Raw genomic sequence first — 22,716 nt, forward strand, 5'->3', positions numbered from 1 at the left:
ACTTTTGGACAGTTCCGTTTCTTTTACCAACAACGACTGATTGTAACCGCACAGCAATCTAATATTTCTGTAAATGCCTCCTGCGAATACCCTGCCTTCTCCCTCTCACGTCTTAATCTCTCTCCAATTTCAATTTTTCTTCTTTCCATAATCATTCCTTTCCGGAGAATGACCATAAAAAGATTTCCATGAGAAAAGACGCAAAGGAAAACCCATAGAATACTCTCTATCGGTCATTCCACTGCGTCTTAGGTGTTAAGTAATTTACCGCCTTTACATGTAGGCAATATGTAATTGTTTTCCTCTCTGCACATCAGATTTATATAAATAAATCAAATGCTTACCATTCCATACCTTATCTTTTCCACGACGGATTTACCTTTTTACACATACTTTACTTTTATCAATCAAAATATCTAAAAATTACCCGAAAAAGAAAAGGTTCATCTGCGCTTTTTACCCAGTTTTTTAATAAGTCATTTAACACTATCAGCTATGCTTTTGCACCTTCCAGCTAACCGCTTCTTTCCTGCTGCAAATGAAGCTGCTGTAGATACCATTTTTCTGAAGCAGTACATCATGGGTTCCCTGCTCTGCAATTCTTCCTTTTTCGATTACAAGAATCTGGTCTGCCTTACGCACAGTCTTTAATCTGTGGGCAATCATTATAATGGTCTTTTCCTTTGTCAGCTCCTCTACTGCATTCATCAAATCCGCCTCATTCTCCGGGGCTACATTGGCAGTTGCTTCATCATTTATGGATATGTCCGCATCAAGGACATCCATGATCTTTTGATATGTAATGATGCTCGGCCGTTTAATATCCGCTTCGATCTTATTCAGATGTGAACGGCTGATTCATACTCTTTCTGCCAGTTCTTCCCGGGATATTCCACGTTCAGTACGCAATATTCTAATTGTCTCGCCTATATCGCGTTCTCCAATGTACATCTCATTACCTCCTGGTGTGCTTTATTATATAGATCAAAAATACATCTGCATAGTGACCACTGGTGACATTTTTTTTATTTATTTCCCGTTCAGATTTTATACTATTTTCTGACATATATATTTCGTCATAGTTTTACTTTTATCGTTACACTACACCAAAAACTATCATCAGCACATAAGCATAAAATCCATAAAAAAAGAAGGAGCTTACTCCTTCTTTAGCTCTTTAGTAATACGTTTATATAATTTAATCGATTCAATTCACATTCTAAATCGTATGTTTTATGACAATTTATGTAGTAGCTGTAACATCTTTTCTTCCAACTCATCTATGTTTATTGGTTTTTCAATGTAATCATCTGCTTTCATATTCAGTACATGCAGTTTATCTCGTATTTCACATCCTTCCAGAATAACCAACAATGGAGCCTGAGTCTTACAGCGTATATCAAAAATCATCTTAAAATCCCCATGTCGGATTCGCACTTTATCATAATTTATAATTATAATATCATATCGAATATCCGTTATATATGACAGTTCTTCACTAATATCATGGGTTTCAATAATTTTATCTATTTTTATAATCTGATCTATCATGCGATAAATATCGTCTTCCGTACTACTTTCACTTATGAGCAATATTTTCATAGATTTACAATACCCCCATATACATTTTATGAATATAACAAAACTGTTAGCGTAAAGTTTTCCTCATCTATATCAAAGTTCAATAAACCATTGTATTTATTCACTGATTTTTCAATTAAAGCTAACCCCAATCCATACCGAGTCAAATCGGATTTCATACTTATCAGATGACCATGCCTGTCTTTTTTTACCTTCCCATCAAATGAATTTGATATTTTTATAAATAGATTTTCTTTTCGATAAATAATCTTAATATGAATATATCGCCTAGATACACACTTCAAAGCTCCCTCAATTGCATTATCTAAAGCGTTTCCAAGAATAATAAAGATATCACCATCCGAGAAAGGAAATTTATAAGGAACTTCAATTTTTACAGTACACTCAATGCCTTGTTTTACAGCAATTTCGCATTTATTATTTACAATGTAATCAAGCAAAACATTCCCAGAATTGGCAGGTCCATCCTTTTCTATTTTTTTGTTCTGCATAATACCATCAATAAACTCATTTAATTGAGAAAGTTCTCTTTGATAAACCAATTCTTTTATGAAAGAAAGCTGATGATAAAATTTATCTCTAACCATTTTATCATTTAACATGGCAGTTTCTTTTACATATATTTGCTCCTGAAATAAGGAAATTTGTTTTTCGTATATTGCATTTTCTCTTCTTATTTCTGTTTGTTCCAATAGCTTTATATATATATCATAAACCAATAGGTTCAACGCAAGGATTAAAGTAGAAGAAACCGTCGAAAAAGCAATCAATTCCAGTCTATCAATTCTACTCGTTATAAGAAATATATTATATACAACAACAGTGCTTATTACCGGCAAAACTGTAAGCATAAAGCAATACTTGCTTGGCATATCACATTCTATACTTGGATCAATAACTAATGGAATTATTTTTACGAGTGCTAACATTATAATTTTGCAAATTATAGAACAAAGCAATTCAAAATTTGCATAATCATTTCCTTTAACAATACTCATAATTGTATATCCCAAAAGCATTTCTATTGCAATCCATATAAAGTGATACAGAAATACCATAGCTATTTTTTTATGCAGCTTCCCGTCATAGGCTATTAAGCAAATTACCAGTACACCCGCTGCACTCAGAAATAATTTAGGCAGTGTAATATTATTATTATTTTCACAATACAAGCTTAACAAAAAATAAAATATCCACAAAAAAATTGTTTTATTTTTAATTGTCCTCCTTATAAACAAAGCATCCAAAAAAGATTTGATTATCAAACAAGACATGAAAGAAGTGAATATTTGAATCAAAATATTTATGCCTGCCATTATACATCACCATCCCAAAGTAGTTTACTATATCTTGCTCGAACATCTTTTTTATATGTATCACTAATATTTAAAATTCTTCCATCTTTTGTTTCAACCTCTGTATATCCAACCTTTCTAATTTGTTGAAAATTGACCAAATACGATTTATGAATTCTAATAAACGGAATACTATAATTGACTGAAATTTCTTTTTCGACATCATCTAGTTTTTTATAAAACTTGTACAGTTTACCTTTTAATACAATATGTACTCTACTTCCACAGCTTTCAAAATAAATAACATCTCTAAGTATAACTGTCAAAATGTCCTTATTAAATCTGAAACAGTAAATGCCATTTGCACTCCTTATTCGGTCTATCGCCAAGTCAAGAAACATATAAAACCGTTTATCATTAATTGGCTTCGACATAAATCTAAAAGGTTCAACTTCGAACAATTCTTTCAAATAATTATCATAATTTGACACATAAATGAGCAGTACCGTAGTATCAATACTTCTGATATATTTTGCAGTAGCAATTCCATTCATCTGCCTCATTTCAATATCTAAATAAATCAGATCATATTTTTTACCCTTTAGTATACTGCTCTTTAAGCCACTTCCATCATTAAAAAGATCAACGGTAAAATCTAAATCTCTTTCATCCTGGTATTTCATAAGCAGTTTATTAATACTCTTAGTTATCTCTAGATCATCATCACAAACAGCTATATTAATCACTGAAATACCTCCTGCTATTGCTCCAATAATTTCATATTTTTATTTTTGCCGATAATTTGTACTATATGAAATACCCCCATCGTAAGGGATACAATAAAAGCCAAACGGTTAGCATCCAATATAACACCCAAAGCAGAAGTGAAAACAAGAAATAGAAGCACATATACAAGCCTTCGATAAAATATGCAACGCTCATCACTGGATATCCTTCTATTTTTATCATCTATGGGGCCAACAATAAAAATTAGAATTCCCATAACAACACATAAAGCAAATGAAAAAATAGACGGTATAACAGCATATTTTGCGATAAGTAAAACCATACTCAAAACCATACCGGATAACACTGTACAACTCCAAAATCTTTCCAAATGCACTCCACCTGCAAATGCTCTTAGCAATGAAAAAAAAGTCAAAAACAGAATTCCATATCTAAACATTCCAAGCAAGAACGATATACATAACGCAATAACAGTGTTAATCGCCACTTCAATAGCCATAAGTAATCCAAATTTACATACTTCATAATCTAGATTTTCACTACTGCTCTCGCTAATCATAAACTTAGTTAGTAAATCGGCTATTTTTTCCATTCTCTTCCTCTTCTTTATGTTCTTTCATCTTACGAGCATTTTCCGGAAATGGCGGCTGATGAAACAGGAAGAAACATATTCCTTCGTTTAATACGTCTACGGTAAAATCTGCAACATTTTCCAAATAACCTGCAACTGTTTTTTTTAACATAACACAACCTCCAAAAATGTATTTTTTACAGTACGGATTATACTACAAAAAAAGGAAAATGGAGGATACTCGTAAAAAATCCTGAGCAACTCGTAAAAAATCAGTTCTGGTAGAGTAAGACGGACAGGCAAAAAATATTTTCATTCATAGTTATTTCCATTAATCCATTATATTTCAGCGCAGTTTCTTCAATGAGACCAATTCCCATCCCATGGTTACTTTTATCTGTTTTGCTTGTACGCAAGCGTTTACCATTGTTGTCGAATTTAATTAATTCTGGATTAAAAGTGTTTTTTACCTTTAATAAAAAATTTCCTTGTTTAACTCCCATACTTATTTCAATCTTCTTAGCTCCTTCAATATCTTTTGTCCCATCAATTGCATTATCTAATGCATTTCCAACTATAATACATAAGTCGGCATCATCAAATGGAAGTTTCGTCGGAATTTCAATATGATATTCAACAGCAATTTCATATTTACGCGCAACATCAAATTTATCTGCCAATAGTCCATCAATAAGTGCATTTCCACTTATAGTGGTTACCTGCAGAACACCTTTTTCATCAGTAAGTTGATGAATATAATCTCGTAATCTGACGTATTCTTTAGAAAGAGCTAATTTTTCTATTGCTATTAAATGGTTTTTTATATCATGTCGAAAACGGCGCAACTTTTCATTATGTTCCTCACGCTCTTCCATTTCCCTTTTATATATATCTATACTTTGTTTATAAATATCGTTTTTACGCTTGATTTCCGCATCTGCAGCAATCTTGTCAAACATCTTAAAACATATAACATTTAAAAGCAGGATAATAATTGAAGACATGGTTGAACCCAAAAGTTTTGTTTCATTCAGACTTAATAGATAAAGATTATATACAATATATAGGCTCCCTGCTGTCATACTTACATTAGCAAGCCAATTCATATAATCCAATCTTTTTATTCCAGACACGCGAAATAGTTTCACTATTCTGACTATGATCAGAATAATTAGTTTTGAACATGTAGACCCAAAAAGAGAAAACTGTTGGAGCTGTGAAGAATTCAAGAATGCTCTAATCCCCAAAGCAACTATCAACTCCGAAGCCGCCCCAATACATATAATAAAGAGAACCGTAAGCGTAATATACTTTATATCTTCACGATATAATACAGCGCAAAATATTATTAGAATAATAAAACTATATAACATACTAATTACGCCTACAAATTTAAAATTCATACTTATCGCTGTATCTAATAAAAAATAAAGCATCCAAATAGTGTACTGTTTTACTTTTCCCTCATACCTATTCGTCATGAAAAGATCAAAAAAATCTTTCAATATCAATGTAAAAATGGCCGGAACCAAAATAGCAACGACTAGCCTAACCTCACTCATTCAGTGTACCCCCCAAAATATCCAAATACCTTTTCCGAATAATATTTTGTCTATCCTGACTAATCTGTAAAACTGTTCCATCCGACAATATTAGTTTTGAAAAAGTAATTTTATCAACAAAGTGAAAATTCACATAAAACGACTTGTGAATACGCAAAAAAGGAATCTTGTTCTGGACCAAACGTCGTTCAACCTCATCCAGTTTCCCATAATACCGATAAGTGCTCTCCTCCGTATGTATATTAACAATCCTTCCTGCACTTTCAAAATACATAATTTTTCTTATCAGAACCTTTCCAACCGTTTTATTATATTTATACTCAAAGTATGCGTCCTCCTCAATGATTCTCTCATATGCGAAATCAATAACCTCTTCAAATTCTGTCTCTTTAATTGGTTTTTTAATAAAACGAAATGGCTCAACTTCAAACAATTGCATAAAATACGTCTCATAACTTGAAACATAGATCAGAAGTACATCCCTATCTAATCTCCGGATGCTTTTTGCTGCTTCAATGCCATTTTTACCAGACATCTCTATATCTAAATAGATAATGTCAAAGCGATCTCCTTTTTCATATATCCTTTCCAAAGAAGCTCCATCATAAAAAATTTCTATGTAACGATCAATCATCTTTTTATCCAAATAACGATTGAGCATCTCTTCTATTTGAGTAACTAAAATTTTATCATCATCACATATAGCTATTCGCAGCATTATTCAGCCTCCTCATTTGCTTGTACCTCCAAAAGCCTCCGCATGATCAGATTTAAAGTCTCTTTGTTTTCAGAATTTAAATCCTGATAGTCCACAAAAAAATCATAAAATTCCTCAATAGTCTTATCTATTTCTATCTGATGTTCCAATTTATGCTTTTTATCCGACAAGCAAAACAAATACTCTAATGTAACGTTGAAAAAATCTGCCATGATGAGCGCTAAATCCAGTTTTGGAACTCCAATCTCTCTTTCAATCTTACTAATAGTTTGTTGCGTAGAACCAACTTTCAGCGCTAATCCGGTTTGCGTTAGATGTTTTGCATCTCTTAGTTCTTTAACTCTATTTTTCATCGCATTCTCCTCGCTCTTTACATTTATTTTATCTAAAAAGGCTCCGAGTAATACCAATAATAGAGTTTATAGATACTTTATTTGTGGTATTTTGTTTCTCTATTTTTGTCGATAATGATAAAATTTTTTAAATATCAAAATAAAAAACGCAGAAAAATTTCATTTTCTTGAAATTTTCTGCGTTTTTTACACCAAATATTTCTTAATTTAGGTATTCAATAACTCTATTTATCCCAAATAATCAATCGTGCAATATAGTTTTGGGATTCGCTTCATATTGACTACGATATTCTGTCGGAGAAATCTTCATTATTTCTCGAAAAGCGGTAGCAAATTTACTTTGATTTATGTATCCCACTTGTTGTGCTATATCTGCTACCGTATCCTGTGTCTGTCTTAACAGAACTGCTGCCTGCTTTATTCTATACGTTTTCATGTAGGTAGCAATAGGCATACCATAAATTCCTTTAAAAGTTTCTTTAAGCGTGGATGTATTAATTAAATATTCTTTCGATAATTCTTCAATGGTTGGTCTCTCTTTAAGATTAGCAGTCAGTTTCTTATGTATTTTCTTTACCACTTCCACTTGTGGTGGCATATATTGAGCACGCTGATTTTCGGATCTAACATCAACCATACACAAAAATAGTAATAATTCCTGTATTTTTAACTTGAAATATGCCATTTGAATTCCTTCCGGAACTCTATATAATTCTGAAAAAATATGTTCAATCTCATCCTTGGCCGGCATAATAAAACTTGTGTCCTTTCCACAAAACTTCTCTTTAAAGCCAATAAAATCGATCTCTGTGTCTTTTAACGAATCTGGTGGATTTTCAGAAATTATATCAAGATCAATAACTACTGAAACGCCCCTATAGTGTTTTAAAGGAAAACTCATTACTGGTGCACAATTTTCCATCATATGTATAGATAGATCACCCTCACCTAAATACAAATAAGCTCCATTTTTAAGTTGAGATCCTTCCCTACCCTCACGGCAATGATTTATCTCCATAACATTCCCTGATGTATTATTCTTCCAGCTAAACTCTGTGGTTTCAAACTCATTATAAATCAACTCTATTCCCGGAAATACATTATATACTGTCATCAATCCCAAGCCATCGGAACAGTCAAATTTTAGTAAGCGTCCGAATCCATTTTCCTTTTGAATTACGGATGCATTTTTCATCACTTTCATTTTTATATTAGAATCCATACATTCTCCCACAGATTTGAAATTATTAACTCTTAAATACATTTTACTCTTTAAAGATTCATTTGTACATAAAGATTTAACATGGAATCATGCTACTCAAAATCATACATGACTCCATGTTATTTCTTGTACAACTAACACCAATCAAATATTACAAACATTTGTTGTTTTTGCTCACACAACTACCACAACTTCCATTACAGCATCCGCCATTTTTCTTTTTCATCCTGATTTCATAAATCGCCCATCCAGCATATGCCAAAATTGCGACTGCTAAAATAATAGTGACCATTTTCTTCCCACCTTTCATACTATACAATCCTCCCAATATGATAAATAATAAAAGTCATTCCCCATGCAACAGCAAGCTGAAATACTGCTGAAAAACACATCCACTTCCAACTTCTTGCTTCTCTCTTGATTGTTGCCATTGCTGCTGCACATGGTATATAGAGCAGACAAAAAATCATCAAGCAGAATGCATTTAACTGCCCGAAGCCTGCGGTACCGAGAATCCCTACCAAAGTGTTCATACCAGCTTCTGAAGTAATATTGGGAATACCAAATAAAACTGCACAACTGGATACCACAACTTCTTTTGCAGAAATACCTGCGATTAAAGCCACTGCAATCTGCCAGTAACCAAGCCCAATCGGTTCAAAGAAAGGTACTAGCCAATGTCCAAGAACAGCTCCAAAACTGTCAACCATTTCCGTTGTGTAACCATGTGGTCCAAAGTTCAAGAGTATCCACATAGCAATAGACGCAACAAAAATCGTAGTACCCGCTTTTGTAAGATAATCTTTTACTTTTTCCCATACGTATATTGCCACGGTTCGGGAACTAGGGATTTTATATTCCGGTAATTCAATCAACAGGTAATTTTCTGATTTTCTCTTGTCAATCAGATGAATGACTGCTGCTACCAGAATAGCAACCACCAGGCCAATCAGATACATGGAGTATGCAACTATCATTGCACGTTCTTTAAAGAACATTTCCGCAAACAGTATATAAATTGGTAAACGTGCGCTACAGCTCATAAACGGAGTAATCAGCATTACTTTAAAGCGATCATGCTTATTCTCTAAAGTTCTGGAAGCCATAATTGCGGGAACCGTACACCCAAACCCTAAAATCATAGGTATGAAAGCTCTACCAGATAGTCCGAGTTTACTCATGATTCCTTCCATGACATAAGCAACACGAGCCATATATCCGCTATCTTCCAGAAAAGCTAGAGCTAAAAAAAGAATGAAGATATTCGGCAGGAAAGTCAAAATGCCTCCCACCCCAGCAATGATTCCGTCCACAATCAGAGAACATAGCACTTCATTCACTCCTGTAGCGACCAGCATATCACTAACCAAGGCAGAAAAACTTTCAATTCCTACCTCTAAATATCCCTTAATCCAGTCCCCAATAGTAAAAGTCAAGAAGAATACTACTGCCATAATGCCAAGGAAAATCGGGATGCCCCAAACTCGGTGCGTCAGTGCCCTGTCTGCTTTCTCCGTCAGAGCGTCCTGCCGATCTTTATTAACCAGTACTTCTTTTATAATCTCCTGAATGAAATCATACTTCTCGTTAATGATATCCGATTCATAATTACGATCAATCACTGTTGGAAGATTGACGGAATAGCGTTTCGTAATCTCCTGATCCTGCTCCAACAGCTTGATTGCGTGCCAACGATAATTGGTTAAATCTGGATATTTCCGTTTCAGTTCCTCAATGATAAGGTCAATCTTATCTTCAATGTTATCACTGTATACCATTGCATATTCTGCATGATGGTTATGTCTGTGTTTTGATATATATTTATGATGATGAATCAAGCATTCAGGGTCTTTACAGTCTTTATGATGTGCCGCAGCATGAAGTAACACATCCAACCCTGTCCGCTTTCTGGCAGAAACCGGAATCACAGGGATACCTAACAATTCCGGCAGCCTGTGCGTATCAATCTCCATACCACGTTTTTCCACAATATCCATCATGTTCAGTGCCAACACAACTGGCTTCCCCAACTCCAAAAGTTGTAAAGTTAAGTATAGATTCCGTTCCAATGCTGAAGCATCCGCAACGTCAATAATCACATCGACTTCATCACTTAGTATGAACTGTCGAGACACCTGTTCCTCCATAGTGTAAGAAGTCAGGCTGTATGTACCGGGGAGATCAACCAAGCGGATATTTAAGTCATGATCCTTGATTGCTCCCTCCACCTTTTCAACGGTAACACCTGGCCAATTTGCTACTTTTAAATTTGCACCGGTATATGCATTGAAAAGTGTAGTTTTCCCACAGTTTGGATTTCCGATGAAGCCTATTGTCAAATTCTCACTCATCGAAATTTACCCCACTAATACTTTTTTTGTGATATTGCGCCCAAGGGCGAAACGCGTTCCTCGAACTTTTACAATCAGGACACCATGGTTTTTGCTATTTAAGACAGTGACAGGAGTACCACAGGTCATTCCTAATGCTTCAAGGCGCTTTCCTATATTGGTAGGCAATTCAATATCAGTAACTTTATAATTGTTATCTATCTTCCCATCACAAAGATACATATACTTCCCTCCTATCGTTTTGCCATTACAGTTGACGGCATTTTACGAAACTCAGAGATCATCATGGAAATAGTAATCACTACAAGGATTGCATCCGTCAAGGCAATTGCCAACCAGACACCACGAATTCCCATACCACCAATCATCGGCAGAAGCACACAAAGCGGAATAAACAGAATAATCTGACGGAACAGAACCAGCCATGTCGCCTTATTCGCCTTACCCAGAGACTGGAACAGTGTCACAGCGATCATGAAACTTCCCTGCAAAACATATGTACTGAACATAATACGGAAATTTGTAGCACCCGAAGCTGCTACGCCCGGTGTTGTAATAAACATGGACAATACTTTGGCCGGGAACAGTTCCGCCGGAATGTAGAATATCAAAGATAATACTGTCGCAGCAATTACAAAAACCTTTGTCAGTGTCTTTACCCTGTCATAATCCTTTGCACCGTAATTCGTGCCTGCCGCCGGCTGAAAACCTTGGCTAATTCCCCAAAGTGGAACAAAGGAGAAATTCCAGAACCGAAGTGCTGCACCCAAAAGAATTTGTGAAGTTTCTCCACCATAATTAGCTGCAACTCGATAAATAACCGTCTGCTGTACCAAAGTCAAAATCTGCATCAGCAGCGCCGATACACCTACAGAAAGAACCTGCGGAAGCAGCTCTCCATCAATACGGATACGTCCAATCTTTACATTTGGACTTTTTTTCCTGAAATACCAAAGCGTAATAACTGCCTGAACAAATTGAGAAAGAATTGTTGCAAAAGCTGCCGCTTCAATTCCCATACCATAAGGTTTCAAAATAGTAATAAATATTGGATCAAGGATAATATTTAAAATGGCACCGCTGGCAATAATACTCATTGCCTTTTTAAGCTGCCCTTCTCCACGAATGACCATGTTAGCACTCTGAAAGAAGTTTACAAATAAGGAACCTGCAAAGACAATACGCAAGTATTTTTCCGCATAATTTAAAATGTTATCACTAGCTCCAGCCAAAGAAAGAAGTTGTCTGGTAAACACCATACCTATTATTGTATAAATAACAGACAGCAAAATAACCATTGCTACCAGATTTCCCATAATCTTTTTGATTGTCCCTTCATCTTTCTTTCCAATCGCCCTGGATAACACAGAAGCAGATCCAACTCCTAACATTGCCGCAGAACCCGCATTGATGAGTGTAAAAGGATAAGACACCGATACGGCGCCCATCTGAGCCGCCCCTACCATCTGTCCTATAAAAATTGAATCCATCATATTATAAAGCCCGACAACAACCATACCTAAGATTGCTGGTATGCTTAATTCTAACATGAGAGAAAATGGATTTTTGGTCAATAACTTTGTTCTTGTATCAATTGCTTTTTCCATTGTTGATTCCTCCAAAAAATAAATTAGCTTAGTCTAACCATTTTTATTATAGCGAATCATATCGCGTTTTGTCCGCTCTGTTTAGCAGGGTTTCAGCTCCATTTAGAAATCATTTGTTTGTTCTATATAAAACGCGCTGCCGTCCCTACTTCCCAAAACATTCATTTCCTGTCAATCGGATCTATTTCAAGAATCCGTTTACAATGCATTCTTCCGCCTCTTTTTCCGTTAATCCCAAAGTCATGAGTTTTATTAACTGCTCACCGGCGATTTTGCCAATTGCTGCTTCATGAATAAGCATTGCATCCATATGCCTAGCATCCAATTTCGGGATAGAAAGTACCCTTGCTTGATCCATAATGATTGCATCACATTCTGCATGTCCGTTACATATATTCGCACCTATAATATTGGCCTCGAAGCTCTGATTAGAATAATCTTTAGCAACAGAACGGGAAATGACATCAGCATTGGAAAATTCCCCTTTTAATTCCACTTCATAAATACTGGTTGCTTTCTGTTTTCCATGTGTCATAAGCCGTTCCTTAATTACCAGCTTTGCACCTTTCGAAAGCACTGCTTTTGAAGTACGAATCGTAGAATCCACTCCTTTAATCTGTACCATTTCCATCTCCACATAGCTTCCTTCTTCCTGATATACCTCTGTAACAGGATTCAGAATACGCTTTCCATATCCCTCCCCAGTTCCATAATGTTTTTCTACGTATTTAACTTTAGCATTCCTTCCCACAAAAAAGCGATGAATTCCATCGTGTTGGGAATCTAACGCACCACTGTTATGAATGCCACATCCGGCAACAATTACCACATCACAATCGTTACCAATATAAAAGTCATTATAGACCACTTCCTTAAAGCCACTTTTGCTTAGTATTACGGGAATATGTACACTTTCCTTCTTGGTTCCCGGCTTAATTCTTATATCAATTCCACTCTTTCCTTCTTTGGAAACAATATTAATACTGGCTGTTGTATTTCTTGCTGTCATTTGACCATTGGCACGGATATTATAAGCTCCCGCAGGAATTTCATGAAGATCTGCAACCTCTTCTAATAATCTCTTCTGAATCTTATCCATTATCTCCTGCCTCCTTCATAAAACTTTTTACACATATCCACCGCAGAAACAGTCCCTAAAAGTTCTGGTAGAACCTCATCCCTGCTTCCTTTTCTGATAATTTTTCCTTCTGAAATGACTACGATATCATCAGCAATTTTTAAAATTCTCTCCTGATGGGAAATTATAATAATTATTCTTCCTTTATTCCTCTCACGCATTCGTTCAAATACCTGGATTAAGTTTTGAAAACTCCACAAATCAATTCCTGCCTCTGGTTCATCAAAAATAGAGAGCTTGGTTCCTCTGGCAAGTACCATGGCAATTTCAATCCGTTTTAATTCTCCTCCTGAAAGACTCGCATTTAACTCACGATGTATATAATCCTTTGCACATAACCCTACTTCAGATAAATATTCGCAGGCATCTCCAAATGACAAGTTTCTGCCAGAAGCCATTCGGAGCAAATCCAACACTCGAATCCCTTTGAACCTGACGGGTTGTTGGAATGCAAAACTAATTCCATTTTTAGCACGTTCTGAAATACTCATGTCGGTAATATCATGCCCTTCCATAAAAATAGAGCCGGATGCCGGACTCTCAATACCTGCAATCAGCTTTGCCAATGTAGATTTACCTCCTCCATTTGGCCCAGTAACTACTACAAACTTTCCATCATCTACCGTAAGATTAATATTACTCAAAATTTTCTTTGTACCTTTTTCCTCCTTCACATCAAAGGATAATCGCTCTAACTTTAGCATATTTATATTCTCCTAACTTTTTAACCATTTCGTTTGGATATGGTTCTATTAACTTCTTTTTCTAGTTTCATACAATACTATCTATGTTCAAGCAAACAAGCCAATATCAAATCTTTTTCAATAATTCATAAACAGCTCGTTTTACAATCATATTCTGCTTCCATGATGACCGTTTCCCCAGGCACACTTTTCTCTCATAGGAAAAATATGCTCATCATAATGTAGACAAATTTTTCCTATGAGACCAAAAGCTTCCTGGAGTTCATTCAGCCTTATGCTAATTAGACATTTTTTCCAATAAACTTAATGCTTCTTCCAATTTAGGATTTGGCTTGTCTGTCTGTAATGCTTCTGCAACACAACTCCGTATATGTGCCTGCATAATTTCTTGATTTGCGCTTTTTAATAGCGCTTGCGTAGCCAATAGCTGATTAGATATATCTACACAATATCTATTTTCATCAACCATTTTTAATATGCCGTCTAATTGTCCACGGGCAACCTTCAGTTTATGAGATACATCCGTTTTTTTAGCCTTCACTTTATAATTCCTCCTTACGTACAGCAGGAAATGTTTCATAGATACCTGAAATATACCTATTTTTATACTTAATCAACTATCACTGTATTTTTTTTACTTCATATCCAGCCTCTTCAACTGCATCAGATAAAATTACATCAGATACTTCAACTCCCAACGTAACTTCTGCCGTCTTTTTTTCAAGGCTCACATCAACATTTGTTACACCGCTCACAGCCATAAGCGCATTTTTAACATGCATCACACAATTTCCACATACCATTCCTTCAATATTAATCGTTTTTTTCATTTTATTTTTTCTCCTTTTCTTTATAAATCAGTATCTGTCATATGTTTTGATTTAAAAAATCTTAACCTTAATGCATTAGTCACAACAAAAACAGAACTAAAGCTCATTGCAAATGCTCCGATCATAGGGTTTAATTTCAAGCCAAAACCTGAATAAAACAATCCTGCTGCAATCGGAATTCCAATCGTGTTATAAAAGAACGCCCAAAATAAATTTTGTTTAATATTTCGGATTACCGATTTACTTAATTGAATGGCGGTTACAACATCCAAAAGGTCACTTTTCATCAACACGATATCAGCCGATTCAATCGCAACATCTGTACCTGCGCCAATTGCAATTCCAATGTCCGCTCTTGCCAATGCAGGTGCATCATTAATGCCATCTCCTACCATTGCCACTTTTTTTCCGGAGCCTTGTAATTGACGCACTTCGCGTTCCTTATCTTGAGGCAATACTTCTGCAACTATTCGGTCTACTCCTACCTGCTTTTGAATTGCTGTTGCTGTTTTTGTATTATCACCGGTCAACATCACAGTCTCAATTCCCATATTTCTAAGTTCTTCAATCGCCTGTCGGCTTGTGGGCTTAACCACATCGGCTACACCGATAATGCCAATCAACTCTTGATCTTTCGCAAAAAATAACGGTGTCATTCCCTGCTCGGCCATTTCTCCGCCAATTTTTTGAAGCGCACCACCAGCAACATGACTAGCACCAAGTAACCGTGTATTGCCTGCAAGACAAATCGAGCCATTAATAATTCCGGTAATTCCCTGTCCTGGAATCTGTTTAAACTCACTTACACCCAGATAATTTAAATTTCTTTTGTCAGCTTCTGCAACAATCGCATCTGCCAACGGATGTTCTGAAAGCTTTTCCAAAGATGCTGCTATTTGGATTAACTCTCTCTCTGTTACTCCATTTGAACAGATAATATTTGTTACGGTAGGCTTTCCCTGAGTAATTGTTCCTGTTTTATCAAGTACAACCGTATCCACACTATGTGCCGTTTCAAGTGCTTCTGCAGATTTCAGCAAAATTCCATTTGTCGCGCCTTTACCTGTTCCCACCATGATTGCAGTAGGAGTTGCAAGTCCTAATGCGCAAGGGCACGAAATAACTAAAACAGAAATTCCAATAGATAAAGCAAATTCAAAACTTTGTCCGGCTATCAGCCATACTACTACTGCCAATAACGCTATTGTAATCACAACCGGCACAAAAATTCCACTTACTTTGTCAGCCATTTTTGCAATTGGAGCTTTGGAACTTGTCGCTTCATCAACAAGCTTTACAATCTGTGCTAAAGTCGTATCATCCCCAACTTTAGTGGCTTTCATTTTGAAATAGCCCGCTTTGTTAATAGTAGCGCCAATTACTTTATCATCTACGTGTTTTTCTACTGGAATACTCTCTCCTGTCAATGCTGATTCGTCAATTGAAGCCGTTCCCTCGATTATTTCACCATCAACCGGAATCGCCTCTCCACTTTTAACAATTAATATATCGCCTTGATTTACTTCTTCTACTGGTATTTGCAATTCAATACCATTTCTAAGAATTGTAGCTGTCTTAGGCGCCAAATTCATTAGTTTTGTTATCGCATCCGAAGTCTTTCCTTTTGCACGTGCTTCAAAAAACTTCCCAAGAGTAATGAGTGCTAGAATCATTCCTGCAGACTCAAAGTACAAATCCATCATAAAGTTATGTACCATTTGCATATCACTATGCCCGAATCCATATCCGATCTTATATATGGCATATATTCCATATACAATTGCAGCACTGGACCCTATAGCAATAAGTGAATCCATATTAGGTGCTCCTTGGAATAACGTTTTAAAACCGACTTTATAATATCGGAAATTCACATATACAATTGGAAGCAGTAACAAAAACTGAGTAAAAGCAAAAATCATTGCATTTTTCATTCCTGTAAGGATTGGGGGCAAAGGCCACCCCATCATATGTCCCATTGAAATGTAGAAAAGTAAACCTCCAAACACCAATGAAATAACTAAACGTTTTTTCATTTTTTGATATTCAATTTTTGCTGTGTCATCTCCGACATTTTTTTCAGTCTTCTTAGATTTACCTGACGCCTGCGGAAAAGCCCCATATCCTGCCTTCTCCACAGCTTTTACGATTTCATCCGCACTTAAAACGGTTTCATCATAAGAGGCAACCATACTGTTTTTTAACAAGTTTACTGCAACCTCCTGTATACCCGGAAGTTTTGAAACACTCTTTTCAACACGGGCAGAGCAGGCCGAACAAGTCATGCCTGTTATATCGAACTGTTCCTTTTGCAACTTTATCCCTTCTTTCTCAATATATTGCCCCCCTCCCCTGTAGGGTACTCATAATTTATAAATAATGAGGTCCAAAGCATTGGGGAAAATGCTAAAAACCTCTTGCGAAAAATAATAGTGTACACCCGGCCATTCTCATGACCGATTCATATTATACCTGTATCTTTCTTATTTTGTCCGCTCCACAAAGTAGGTTTTTGACTCCAAAAGGAATTTCCCATTTTTTTCAATCCATTCCGTAGGTTTTTGGCTCCAAAAGGATGTATCCGCTCCAAAACTATTGACTACTAAAAAAATCATTCATATACTAATCACATGAACGATTAAACAATCGTTTAATCATTCATTAGTCTAACCAAAAAAAATATATTTAGAAAGGGGATCTTTATAATGAAAAAGACCATTAAACTTATTGACCTGGATTGCGGACACTGCGCAACCAAAATTGAAAATGCTGTAAAAAAAATTGACGGAGTAACTAATGTATCTGTAAGCTTCATCAAACAGAAAATGGATCTCGAAGCTCCCGATGATAAATTCGATGCCATTTTTGCAGAAGCCAAAAATCTTATCAAGAAAATCGAACCGGACGTAACAGTTAAATTGTAAATCGGTTCAATGGAGAACAAACAAATGAACATTATAAATACAGTAAAAAATGCAGCTTTCAATACCGCTTTGACATCCACACTGCATTATTTGGAGAAAGACCCTGAAATTAATATTCCAAAAGCTATGGATCTCATTGATAAAGTAGTGCCGGATGGGTGGTATGAGAGTCAAAGAGCAGCGTTTCGTAAAGCAATAACGGAAAAAAACAATTGGTACCAACTTATTTTAAAAACTTACCAGTTGGATGAAGGCGTCAGAAAAACTTTCTTTCGGAATTTCATCATGAATTCAGCTTTAAAAGGTAGCGCCATACAGGAGGAAATTGCCCAGCGTGAAAATTGTAATGTACCGTGGGCAATTCTCTTAGACCCAACATCTGCGTGCAATCTGCATTGTACCGGATGTTGGGCTGCAGAGTACGGTCATAAGCTCAGCCTTAGCCTAGACACTATTGATAATATCATTCAGCAAGGTAAGGAACTCGGTACATATATGTATATATATACCGGCGGTGAACCTATGGTTCGCAAAAAAGATTTAATAACATTATGCGAACGCCATCCAGATTGCGAATTTCTCTCGTTCACAAACGGAACTTTGATTGATGAAGAATTCTGTAAAGAAATGATCAGGGTAAAAAACTTTGTTCCGGCAATTAGCTTAGAAGGATTTGAGGGGGCCAACGATGGCCGAAGAGGTAAAGGTGTATTCACCAAAGTACAAAATGCTATGAAATTGCTGAAAAAGCATAATTTACCTTTTGGAATCTCAACTTGTTATACCAGTGCAAACTACCAAGATATTACCAGCGAAGCCTTTTTTGATATGCTGATTGATGCAGGCGCAATGTTTGTATGGTTTTTCCATTACATGCCAGTTGGTAATGATGCAGTACCTGCACTTCTGCCAACACCGGAACAGCGAAAACTTATTTATGAGCGTATTCGGCGTTTTAGAGAAACTAAACCTATATTCAGTATGGATTTTCAGAATGATGCTGAATATGTAGGTGGATGTATTGCAGGTGGACGAAGATATCTCCATATTAACGCTGCAGGAGATGTGGAACCTTGCGTATTCATTCACTATTCAAATGTAAATATTCATGAATGCAGCTTATTAGATGCCTTGAAAAGTCCTCTATTTATGGCATATCACAATGGTCAGCCATTTAACCAAAATATGCTCCGGCCATGCCCTATGTTGGAAAATCCTGAATATCTACGAAAAATGGTTAAACAGTCAGGCGCAGAATCAACTGACCTGCAATCTCCTGAGTCTGTAGATCATCTATGTGATAAATGCAAACTTTATGCTGAAAATTGGGAAAAAACGGCAAATGAGCTATGGTATGAAAATGAACGTCAGACTAAATCATAGCTGATATTTTTTATTGAAAGGAGTGGAAATGAATGACTAAACGGCAAAAAAAATTACTTACCCGAATTATCATTGCGGCTGTCATATATATTGCAGGCATATTTCTTCCACTTGAAGGAATTCCTCAATTAACACTATATTTGTTATGCTATGCCGTTATTGGTTGGGATATAGTATGGAAAGCCATTACAAATATTACACATGGACAGATTTTTGATGAAAACTTTTTAATGACGATTGCAACTGTCGGCGCTCTTGTTCTCGGAGAATACTCAGAAGGTGTTGCGGTTATGCTATTTTATCAAATTGGTGAATGGTTTCAATCCTATGCCGTAAGTAAATCCCGAAAATCTATTACAAATCTTATGGATATAAGACCTGACTATGCAAATGTAGAGCGAAACGGAGAGCTGCAACAAGTGGACCCAGAAGAGGTCAAAGTAGGCGACATTATCATCGTCCGACCTGGCGAGAGAATTCCTTTAGACGGAACAATACTTAAAGGAACATCTACTTTAGACACTTCTGCTCTTACAGGTGAATCTATGCCACGTGACGTAGAAGCCGGAATGGATGTTATCAGCGGTTGCATCAATCAAACTGGTATTCTGCATATCAGAACCACAAAAGAATTTGGAGAATCAACCGTATCCAAAATACTTGACTTAGTGGAAAATGCCAGTGATAAAAAAGCTAAAACGGAGAACTTTATAACAAGATTTGCGAAGTATTATACACCTGCTGTTGTTATTGGTGCTCTTGCTTTAGCAATCTTACCTCCCTTAATAACCGGTCAGCCATTTATGGCATGGATATATCGTGCATTAACATTTTTGGTTATTTCCTGCCCGTGTGCATTAGTTATTTCAATTCCACTCAGCTTTTTTGGCGGTATCGGTGGTGCCTCTAAGAGTGGTGTCTTGGTAAAGGGAAGCAATTACTTGGAAATACTAGCCAACACAGAAATCGTAGTATTTGATAAGACGGGCACATTAACAAAAGGATCTTTTGCCGTAACAGAACTTCGTACAGAAGGTGTTTCTAAAGATCAATTACTTGAGATTGCCGCATATGCGGAAGATTACTCGAACCATCCAATATCACAATCCATTAAGAAGGCTTACAACAAAGTGATCGATTCATCCAGAATTCAAGATGTTCAGGAAATTGCCGGACATGGTGTTCATGCTATTATTGATGGTCAATCAGTATTTGCTGGTAATACAAAATTAATGGAACTTGAAGGAATTACTATTCCTTATACTTCAGATGTCGGCACGCTGATTTACATTGCCGTTGATAATAAGTATTGGGGACATATCGTTATCGAGGATGAAATCAAGCCTGATGCGGCGGAAGCAATAACTTCACTGAAAAGCTGTGGAGTTCGTCAAACAATCATGCTGACAGGCGACTCTGACGCAGTTGGTCAAAAAGTTGCATCAAAACTTGGACTTGATCATGCATATACTGAATTGCTACCTGCTGACAAAGTAGAACGCGTAGAACGTCTTTTGTCAGGCAAAAATGATAAAACCAGTCTGGCATTTGTTGGAGACGGAATTAATGATGCCCCTGTTCTGGCAAGAGCCGATGTAGGAATTGCTATGGGCGGCCTTGGTTCCGATGCCGCTATTGAGGCTGCTGATGTAGTATTAATGACCGATGAACCATCAAAAATTGCTACTGTAATAAAGATTGCCCGAAAAACACTTCGTATAGCTCATGAGAATATTGTTTTTGCTTTAGCAGTAAAATTTCTCGTATTGTTTTTAGGTGCTATCGGTTATGCTTCTATGTGGGCTGCTGTTTTCGCTGATGTAGGTGTATCTGTTATTGCCATTCTTAATGCCATACGCGCTATGAATGTCAAAAAATATAATTAGAGAATTAAAACTAAACAATTCTCTATAATGCCAACTACCTATAAGAAAACAATGTTTAAACAATGCGCTGCATTTCAATACGACTATTGAAATGCAGCGCATTTACACTACTCTATGGGACAAGACATTTCAAACATGGCATCTATAGCTTCATGAAGGAAATGCGCCTGATTTGTACTTGATATTTTATAGTACACTTCCTTTCCTTCACGCCTGCTTTCAATCAGTTTATTATCCTTTAGTGTCCTTAGGTGGTGGGACACAGCAGGTTTGCTCATATTCAACGCTGCCGCAATATTAGTAACGCATTCCTCGCAATGACAAAGAAGCCATAATATTCGTAACCGGCTCCCATCACCAAGCTGCTGAAAAAGAATAGACACTTCTTGAAAACTTTCAGTAGTTGGCATATTCTCTAACACACGATCAATACTTTGACCGTGATTATGAGGTAAGTTGTAATGTGACATTATATCTCCTCCTACTATCAATCTTATGATAGTTCTTGACTTAAAGATTGTCAATATATATAGGGGAAAGAGGTGATTATTTGAAAATAGAAAATAATATTCCATCCAGCATCGAAATAGAACAACTCACTAAATTATACCGAGCTATGGGCGATCTAACCAGAATGAAAATACTATGGTTTTTAATGGAGGGCGAACTTTGTGTAAGTGAATTGGCATATAAAATGGATTTTAATGAATCAGCCATTTCACATCAATTAAAGTCACTACGTTCCGCCCATTTGGTTAAATCAAGAAGATCTGGAAAGAATATATTTTATCGATTAAGCGACGATCATGTGAAATGGATTCTAGCGCAAACACTAGAGCATATATCAGAAAAAGAGTGAATGCTCTCTAATAAAGCATATTGGGAGATATAAGGGCTGCTATAAAACGCAGCCCTTCATTTTCTTAATCGGTCTCGATATAATCTCTATTCTTTATTTGCAACAGATTGTTCGGATCATGCATCCATTCCATCAAAATATTAACAAGCACTAATCTGATTAGGCAATTTAAACACCTCAATTGATCTTGAAATACTGAACTCTCAGCATCTTCAGTAGCTCCACCATATTCCCCCTTCCGCATAGGAAATAATTCTCTCAAAATTTCTCTGGCCTCTTTAAGAATACCATGAATTACTTTATGCCTTATATGCGTCAACTTATCAAAAATATCTTTTTCTGACAGATCTTTATTGATGAATGGTTGTAATCCTAAATATGTTATAATATCCTTTTTTAAAAATTGTGGCAGCTTTCTACTACACTCTTCACGAATAAAATTCCCTTTACCTCTTTTTTCTTTATCGGTCAAAATCAAAATTTCGATTAATGCATAAAACGTTAATACTGCACTAAAATTAAAATTGTAAGAATTCTCCAAACATTGTATTGCAAGATTTAATATGTGCCAAGTATCTTCGATGCACATACTCTTTGTATAGGTTTCGAGCCCCTTTACATATGTTGTTAGAGATGTCTCATCCATAGGAAGATTCAACCAAGAAAAATAATGATACAGTAATGTATCAAAACTATCTTCATTGCATCGATCTATTCGATTGCCATATATTGAGGTTAATTCCGATTTTTCAAATAATTCTGGTAACACGTATAGATATTTGTCTCCACATTTATAAAGACGTAAAACTCCTTTCATATTTATGTCCTTTTTATTATTCCCGTCTATAACTTTTTGAACACTTGAAGGTAATTCACTATATTCCGCAAGTACTAACGCCAATCGATCCGATAATATTTTCATATCAATTTCCCACTTACGATAACAATTAATAAATTAAAAATA

General features: G+C 36.0%; 22 protein-coding genes and 2 pseudogenes. 4 read left to right on the plus strand and 20 right to left on the minus strand.

The window, feature by feature from the left end; genetic code table 11:
• Nucleotides 1-489 precede the first annotated feature (489 nt).
• From Selli1_RS00700 to Selli1_RS00785, 18 genes and pseudogenes are all read right to left on the minus strand, one after another.
• A pseudogene (locus Selli1_RS00700) lies at nucleotides 490-774 on the minus strand (ABC transporter ATP-binding protein); the annotation flags it as partial.
• A 459-nt stretch (nucleotides 775-1,233) separates the two neighbouring features.
• Entirely contained in the window at nucleotides 1,234-1,602 is a 369-nt protein-coding gene (locus tag Selli1_RS00705) for a response regulator (RefSeq protein ID WP_015528493.1), read from the minus strand.
• Between the two features lie 26 nt (nucleotides 1,603-1,628).
• A complete protein-coding gene (locus Selli1_RS00710; protein ID WP_055039886.1) occupies nucleotides 1,629-2,918 on the minus strand; it encodes a sensor histidine kinase in 1,290 nt (429 codons plus the stop codon).
• Nucleotides 2,918-3,643, minus strand: coding sequence for a LytR/AlgR family response regulator transcription factor (locus Selli1_RS00715; protein ID WP_055039887.1), 726 nt, complete (start codon nucleotides 3,641-3,643; stop codon nucleotides 2,918-2,920). The genes Selli1_RS00710 and Selli1_RS00715 overlap by 1 nt, the downstream gene beginning before the upstream one ends.
• 14 nt (nucleotides 3,644-3,657) lie before the next feature.
• Entirely contained in the window at nucleotides 3,658-4,236 is a 579-nt protein-coding gene (locus Selli1_RS00720) for an accessory gene regulator ArgB-like protein (protein WP_015528492.1), read from the minus strand.
• Nucleotides 4,208-4,387 (minus strand): cyclic lactone autoinducer peptide, encoded by a 180-nt coding sequence (locus Selli1_RS00725; RefSeq protein WP_015528491.1) that lies wholly within the window; start codon nucleotides 4,385-4,387, stop codon nucleotides 4,208-4,210. The genes Selli1_RS00720 and Selli1_RS00725 overlap by 29 nt, the downstream gene beginning before the upstream one ends.
• A gap of 100 nt (nucleotides 4,388-4,487) precedes the next feature.
• Nucleotides 4,488-5,777, minus strand: coding sequence for an ATP-binding protein (locus Selli1_RS00730; protein WP_109273678.1), 1,290 nt, complete (start codon nucleotides 5,775-5,777; stop codon nucleotides 4,488-4,490).
• Nucleotides 5,770-6,495: a LytR/AlgR family response regulator transcription factor gene (locus Selli1_RS00735; RefSeq protein WP_109273677.1), complete on the minus strand. Its 726-nt coding sequence runs from the start codon at nucleotides 6,493-6,495 to the stop codon at nucleotides 5,770-5,772. Before Selli1_RS00735 ends, Selli1_RS00730 begins: the two co-directional genes overlap by 8 nt.
• On the minus strand, nucleotides 6,495-6,848 hold the full coding sequence (locus tag Selli1_RS00740) for a helix-turn-helix transcriptional regulator (RefSeq protein WP_055039890.1): 354 nt from the start codon (nucleotides 6,846-6,848) through the stop codon (nucleotides 6,495-6,497). Before Selli1_RS00740 ends, Selli1_RS00735 begins: the two co-directional genes overlap by 1 nt.
• Before the next feature lie 241 nt (nucleotides 6,849-7,089).
• Complete coding sequence (locus Selli1_RS00745; RefSeq protein WP_015528488.1) at nucleotides 7,090-8,070, minus strand: helix-turn-helix domain-containing protein; 981 nt, start codon at nucleotides 8,068-8,070, stop codon at nucleotides 7,090-7,092.
• A gap of 151 nt (nucleotides 8,071-8,221) precedes the next feature.
• Nucleotides 8,222-8,380, minus strand: a complete 159-nt coding sequence (locus tag Selli1_RS00750; protein ID WP_015528487.1) for a FeoB-associated Cys-rich membrane protein — start codon at nucleotides 8,378-8,380, stop codon at nucleotides 8,222-8,224.
• Nucleotide 8,381: 1 nt separating this feature from the next.
• Nucleotides 8,382-10,421, minus strand: coding sequence for a ferrous iron transport protein B (gene feoB, locus Selli1_RS00755; RefSeq protein WP_015528486.1), 2,040 nt, complete (start codon nucleotides 10,419-10,421; stop codon nucleotides 8,382-8,384).
• 6 nt (nucleotides 10,422-10,427) lie between these two features.
• A complete protein-coding gene (locus Selli1_RS00760) occupies nucleotides 10,428-10,643 on the minus strand; it encodes a FeoA family protein (protein WP_015528485.1) in 216 nt (71 codons plus the stop codon).
• Nucleotides 10,644-10,654: 11 nt separating this feature from the next.
• Nucleotides 10,655-12,028, minus strand: a complete 1,374-nt coding sequence (locus Selli1_RS00765) for an MATE family efflux transporter (RefSeq protein WP_015528484.1) — start codon at nucleotides 12,026-12,028, stop codon at nucleotides 10,655-10,657.
• 181 nt (nucleotides 12,029-12,209) lie between these two features.
• Nucleotides 12,210-13,130: a SufB/SufD family protein gene (locus tag Selli1_RS00770; RefSeq protein ID WP_281872124.1), complete on the minus strand. Its 921-nt coding sequence runs from the start codon at nucleotides 13,128-13,130 to the stop codon at nucleotides 12,210-12,212.
• Entirely contained in the window at nucleotides 13,127-13,870 is a 744-nt protein-coding gene (locus Selli1_RS00775) for an ABC transporter ATP-binding protein (RefSeq protein ID WP_015528482.1), read from the minus strand. The genes Selli1_RS00770 and Selli1_RS00775 overlap by 4 nt, the downstream gene beginning before the upstream one ends.
• Before the next feature lie 277 nt (nucleotides 13,871-14,147).
• The gene (locus Selli1_RS00780) at nucleotides 14,148-14,411 is read right to left on the minus strand and encodes a metal-sensing transcriptional repressor (RefSeq protein WP_055039891.1); all 264 of its coding nucleotides are present in this window, start codon (nucleotides 14,409-14,411) and stop codon (nucleotides 14,148-14,150) included.
• 79 nt (nucleotides 14,412-14,490) lie between these two features.
• Nucleotides 14,491-16,985 (minus strand): annotated as a pseudogene (locus tag Selli1_RS00785) (heavy metal translocating P-type ATPase).
• A gap of 420 nt (nucleotides 16,986-17,405) precedes the next feature.
• Here Selli1_RS00785 and Selli1_RS00790 point away from each other — a divergent pair.
• Genes Selli1_RS00790 through Selli1_RS00800 form a run of 3 tightly spaced genes read left to right on the plus strand, consistent with a single transcriptional unit; the run spans nucleotide 17,406 to nucleotide 20,893 of the window.
• On the plus strand, nucleotides 17,406-17,624 hold the full coding sequence (locus Selli1_RS00790) for a heavy-metal-associated domain-containing protein (RefSeq protein ID WP_015528480.1): 219 nt from the start codon (nucleotides 17,406-17,408) through the stop codon (nucleotides 17,622-17,624).
• Nucleotides 17,625-17,648: 24 nt separating this feature from the next.
• The gene (locus tag Selli1_RS00795) at nucleotides 17,649-19,007 is read left to right on the plus strand and encodes a radical SAM/SPASM domain-containing protein (RefSeq protein ID WP_109273673.1); all 1,359 of its coding nucleotides are present in this window, start codon (nucleotides 17,649-17,651) and stop codon (nucleotides 19,005-19,007) included.
• A gap of 32 nt (nucleotides 19,008-19,039) precedes the next feature.
• Nucleotides 19,040-20,893: a heavy metal translocating P-type ATPase gene (locus Selli1_RS00800; RefSeq protein WP_055039892.1), complete on the plus strand. Its 1,854-nt coding sequence runs from the start codon at nucleotides 19,040-19,042 to the stop codon at nucleotides 20,891-20,893.
• A gap of 107 nt (nucleotides 20,894-21,000) precedes the next feature.
• Here Selli1_RS00800 and Selli1_RS00805 read toward each other — a convergent pair whose 3' ends face one another.
• Complete coding sequence (locus Selli1_RS00805) at nucleotides 21,001-21,363, minus strand: ArsR/SmtB family transcription factor (protein WP_015528478.1); 363 nt, start codon at nucleotides 21,361-21,363, stop codon at nucleotides 21,001-21,003.
• Nucleotides 21,364-21,443: 80 nt separating this feature from the next.
• Here Selli1_RS00805 and Selli1_RS00810 point away from each other — a divergent pair, with 80 nt between their 5' ends.
• Nucleotides 21,444-21,752 carry an ArsR/SmtB family transcription factor gene (locus Selli1_RS00810; RefSeq protein WP_055039893.1) on the plus strand — a complete coding sequence of 103 codons (309 nt, stop codon included), beginning with the start codon at nucleotides 21,444-21,446 and terminating at the stop codon, nucleotides 21,750-21,752.
• 64 nt (nucleotides 21,753-21,816) lie between these two features.
• On the opposite strand, the gene Selli1_RS00815 is transcribed toward Selli1_RS00810, so the two are convergent.
• The gene (locus Selli1_RS00815) at nucleotides 21,817-22,674 is read right to left on the minus strand and encodes a hypothetical protein (RefSeq protein WP_281872040.1); all 858 of its coding nucleotides are present in this window, start codon (nucleotides 22,672-22,674) and stop codon (nucleotides 21,817-21,819) included.
• Nucleotides 22,675-22,716 lie beyond the last annotated feature (42 nt).

Source organism: Sellimonas catena (genome assembly GCF_027924685.1).
GTDB lineage: Bacteria > Bacillota > Clostridia > Lachnospirales > Lachnospiraceae > Sellimonas > Sellimonas catena.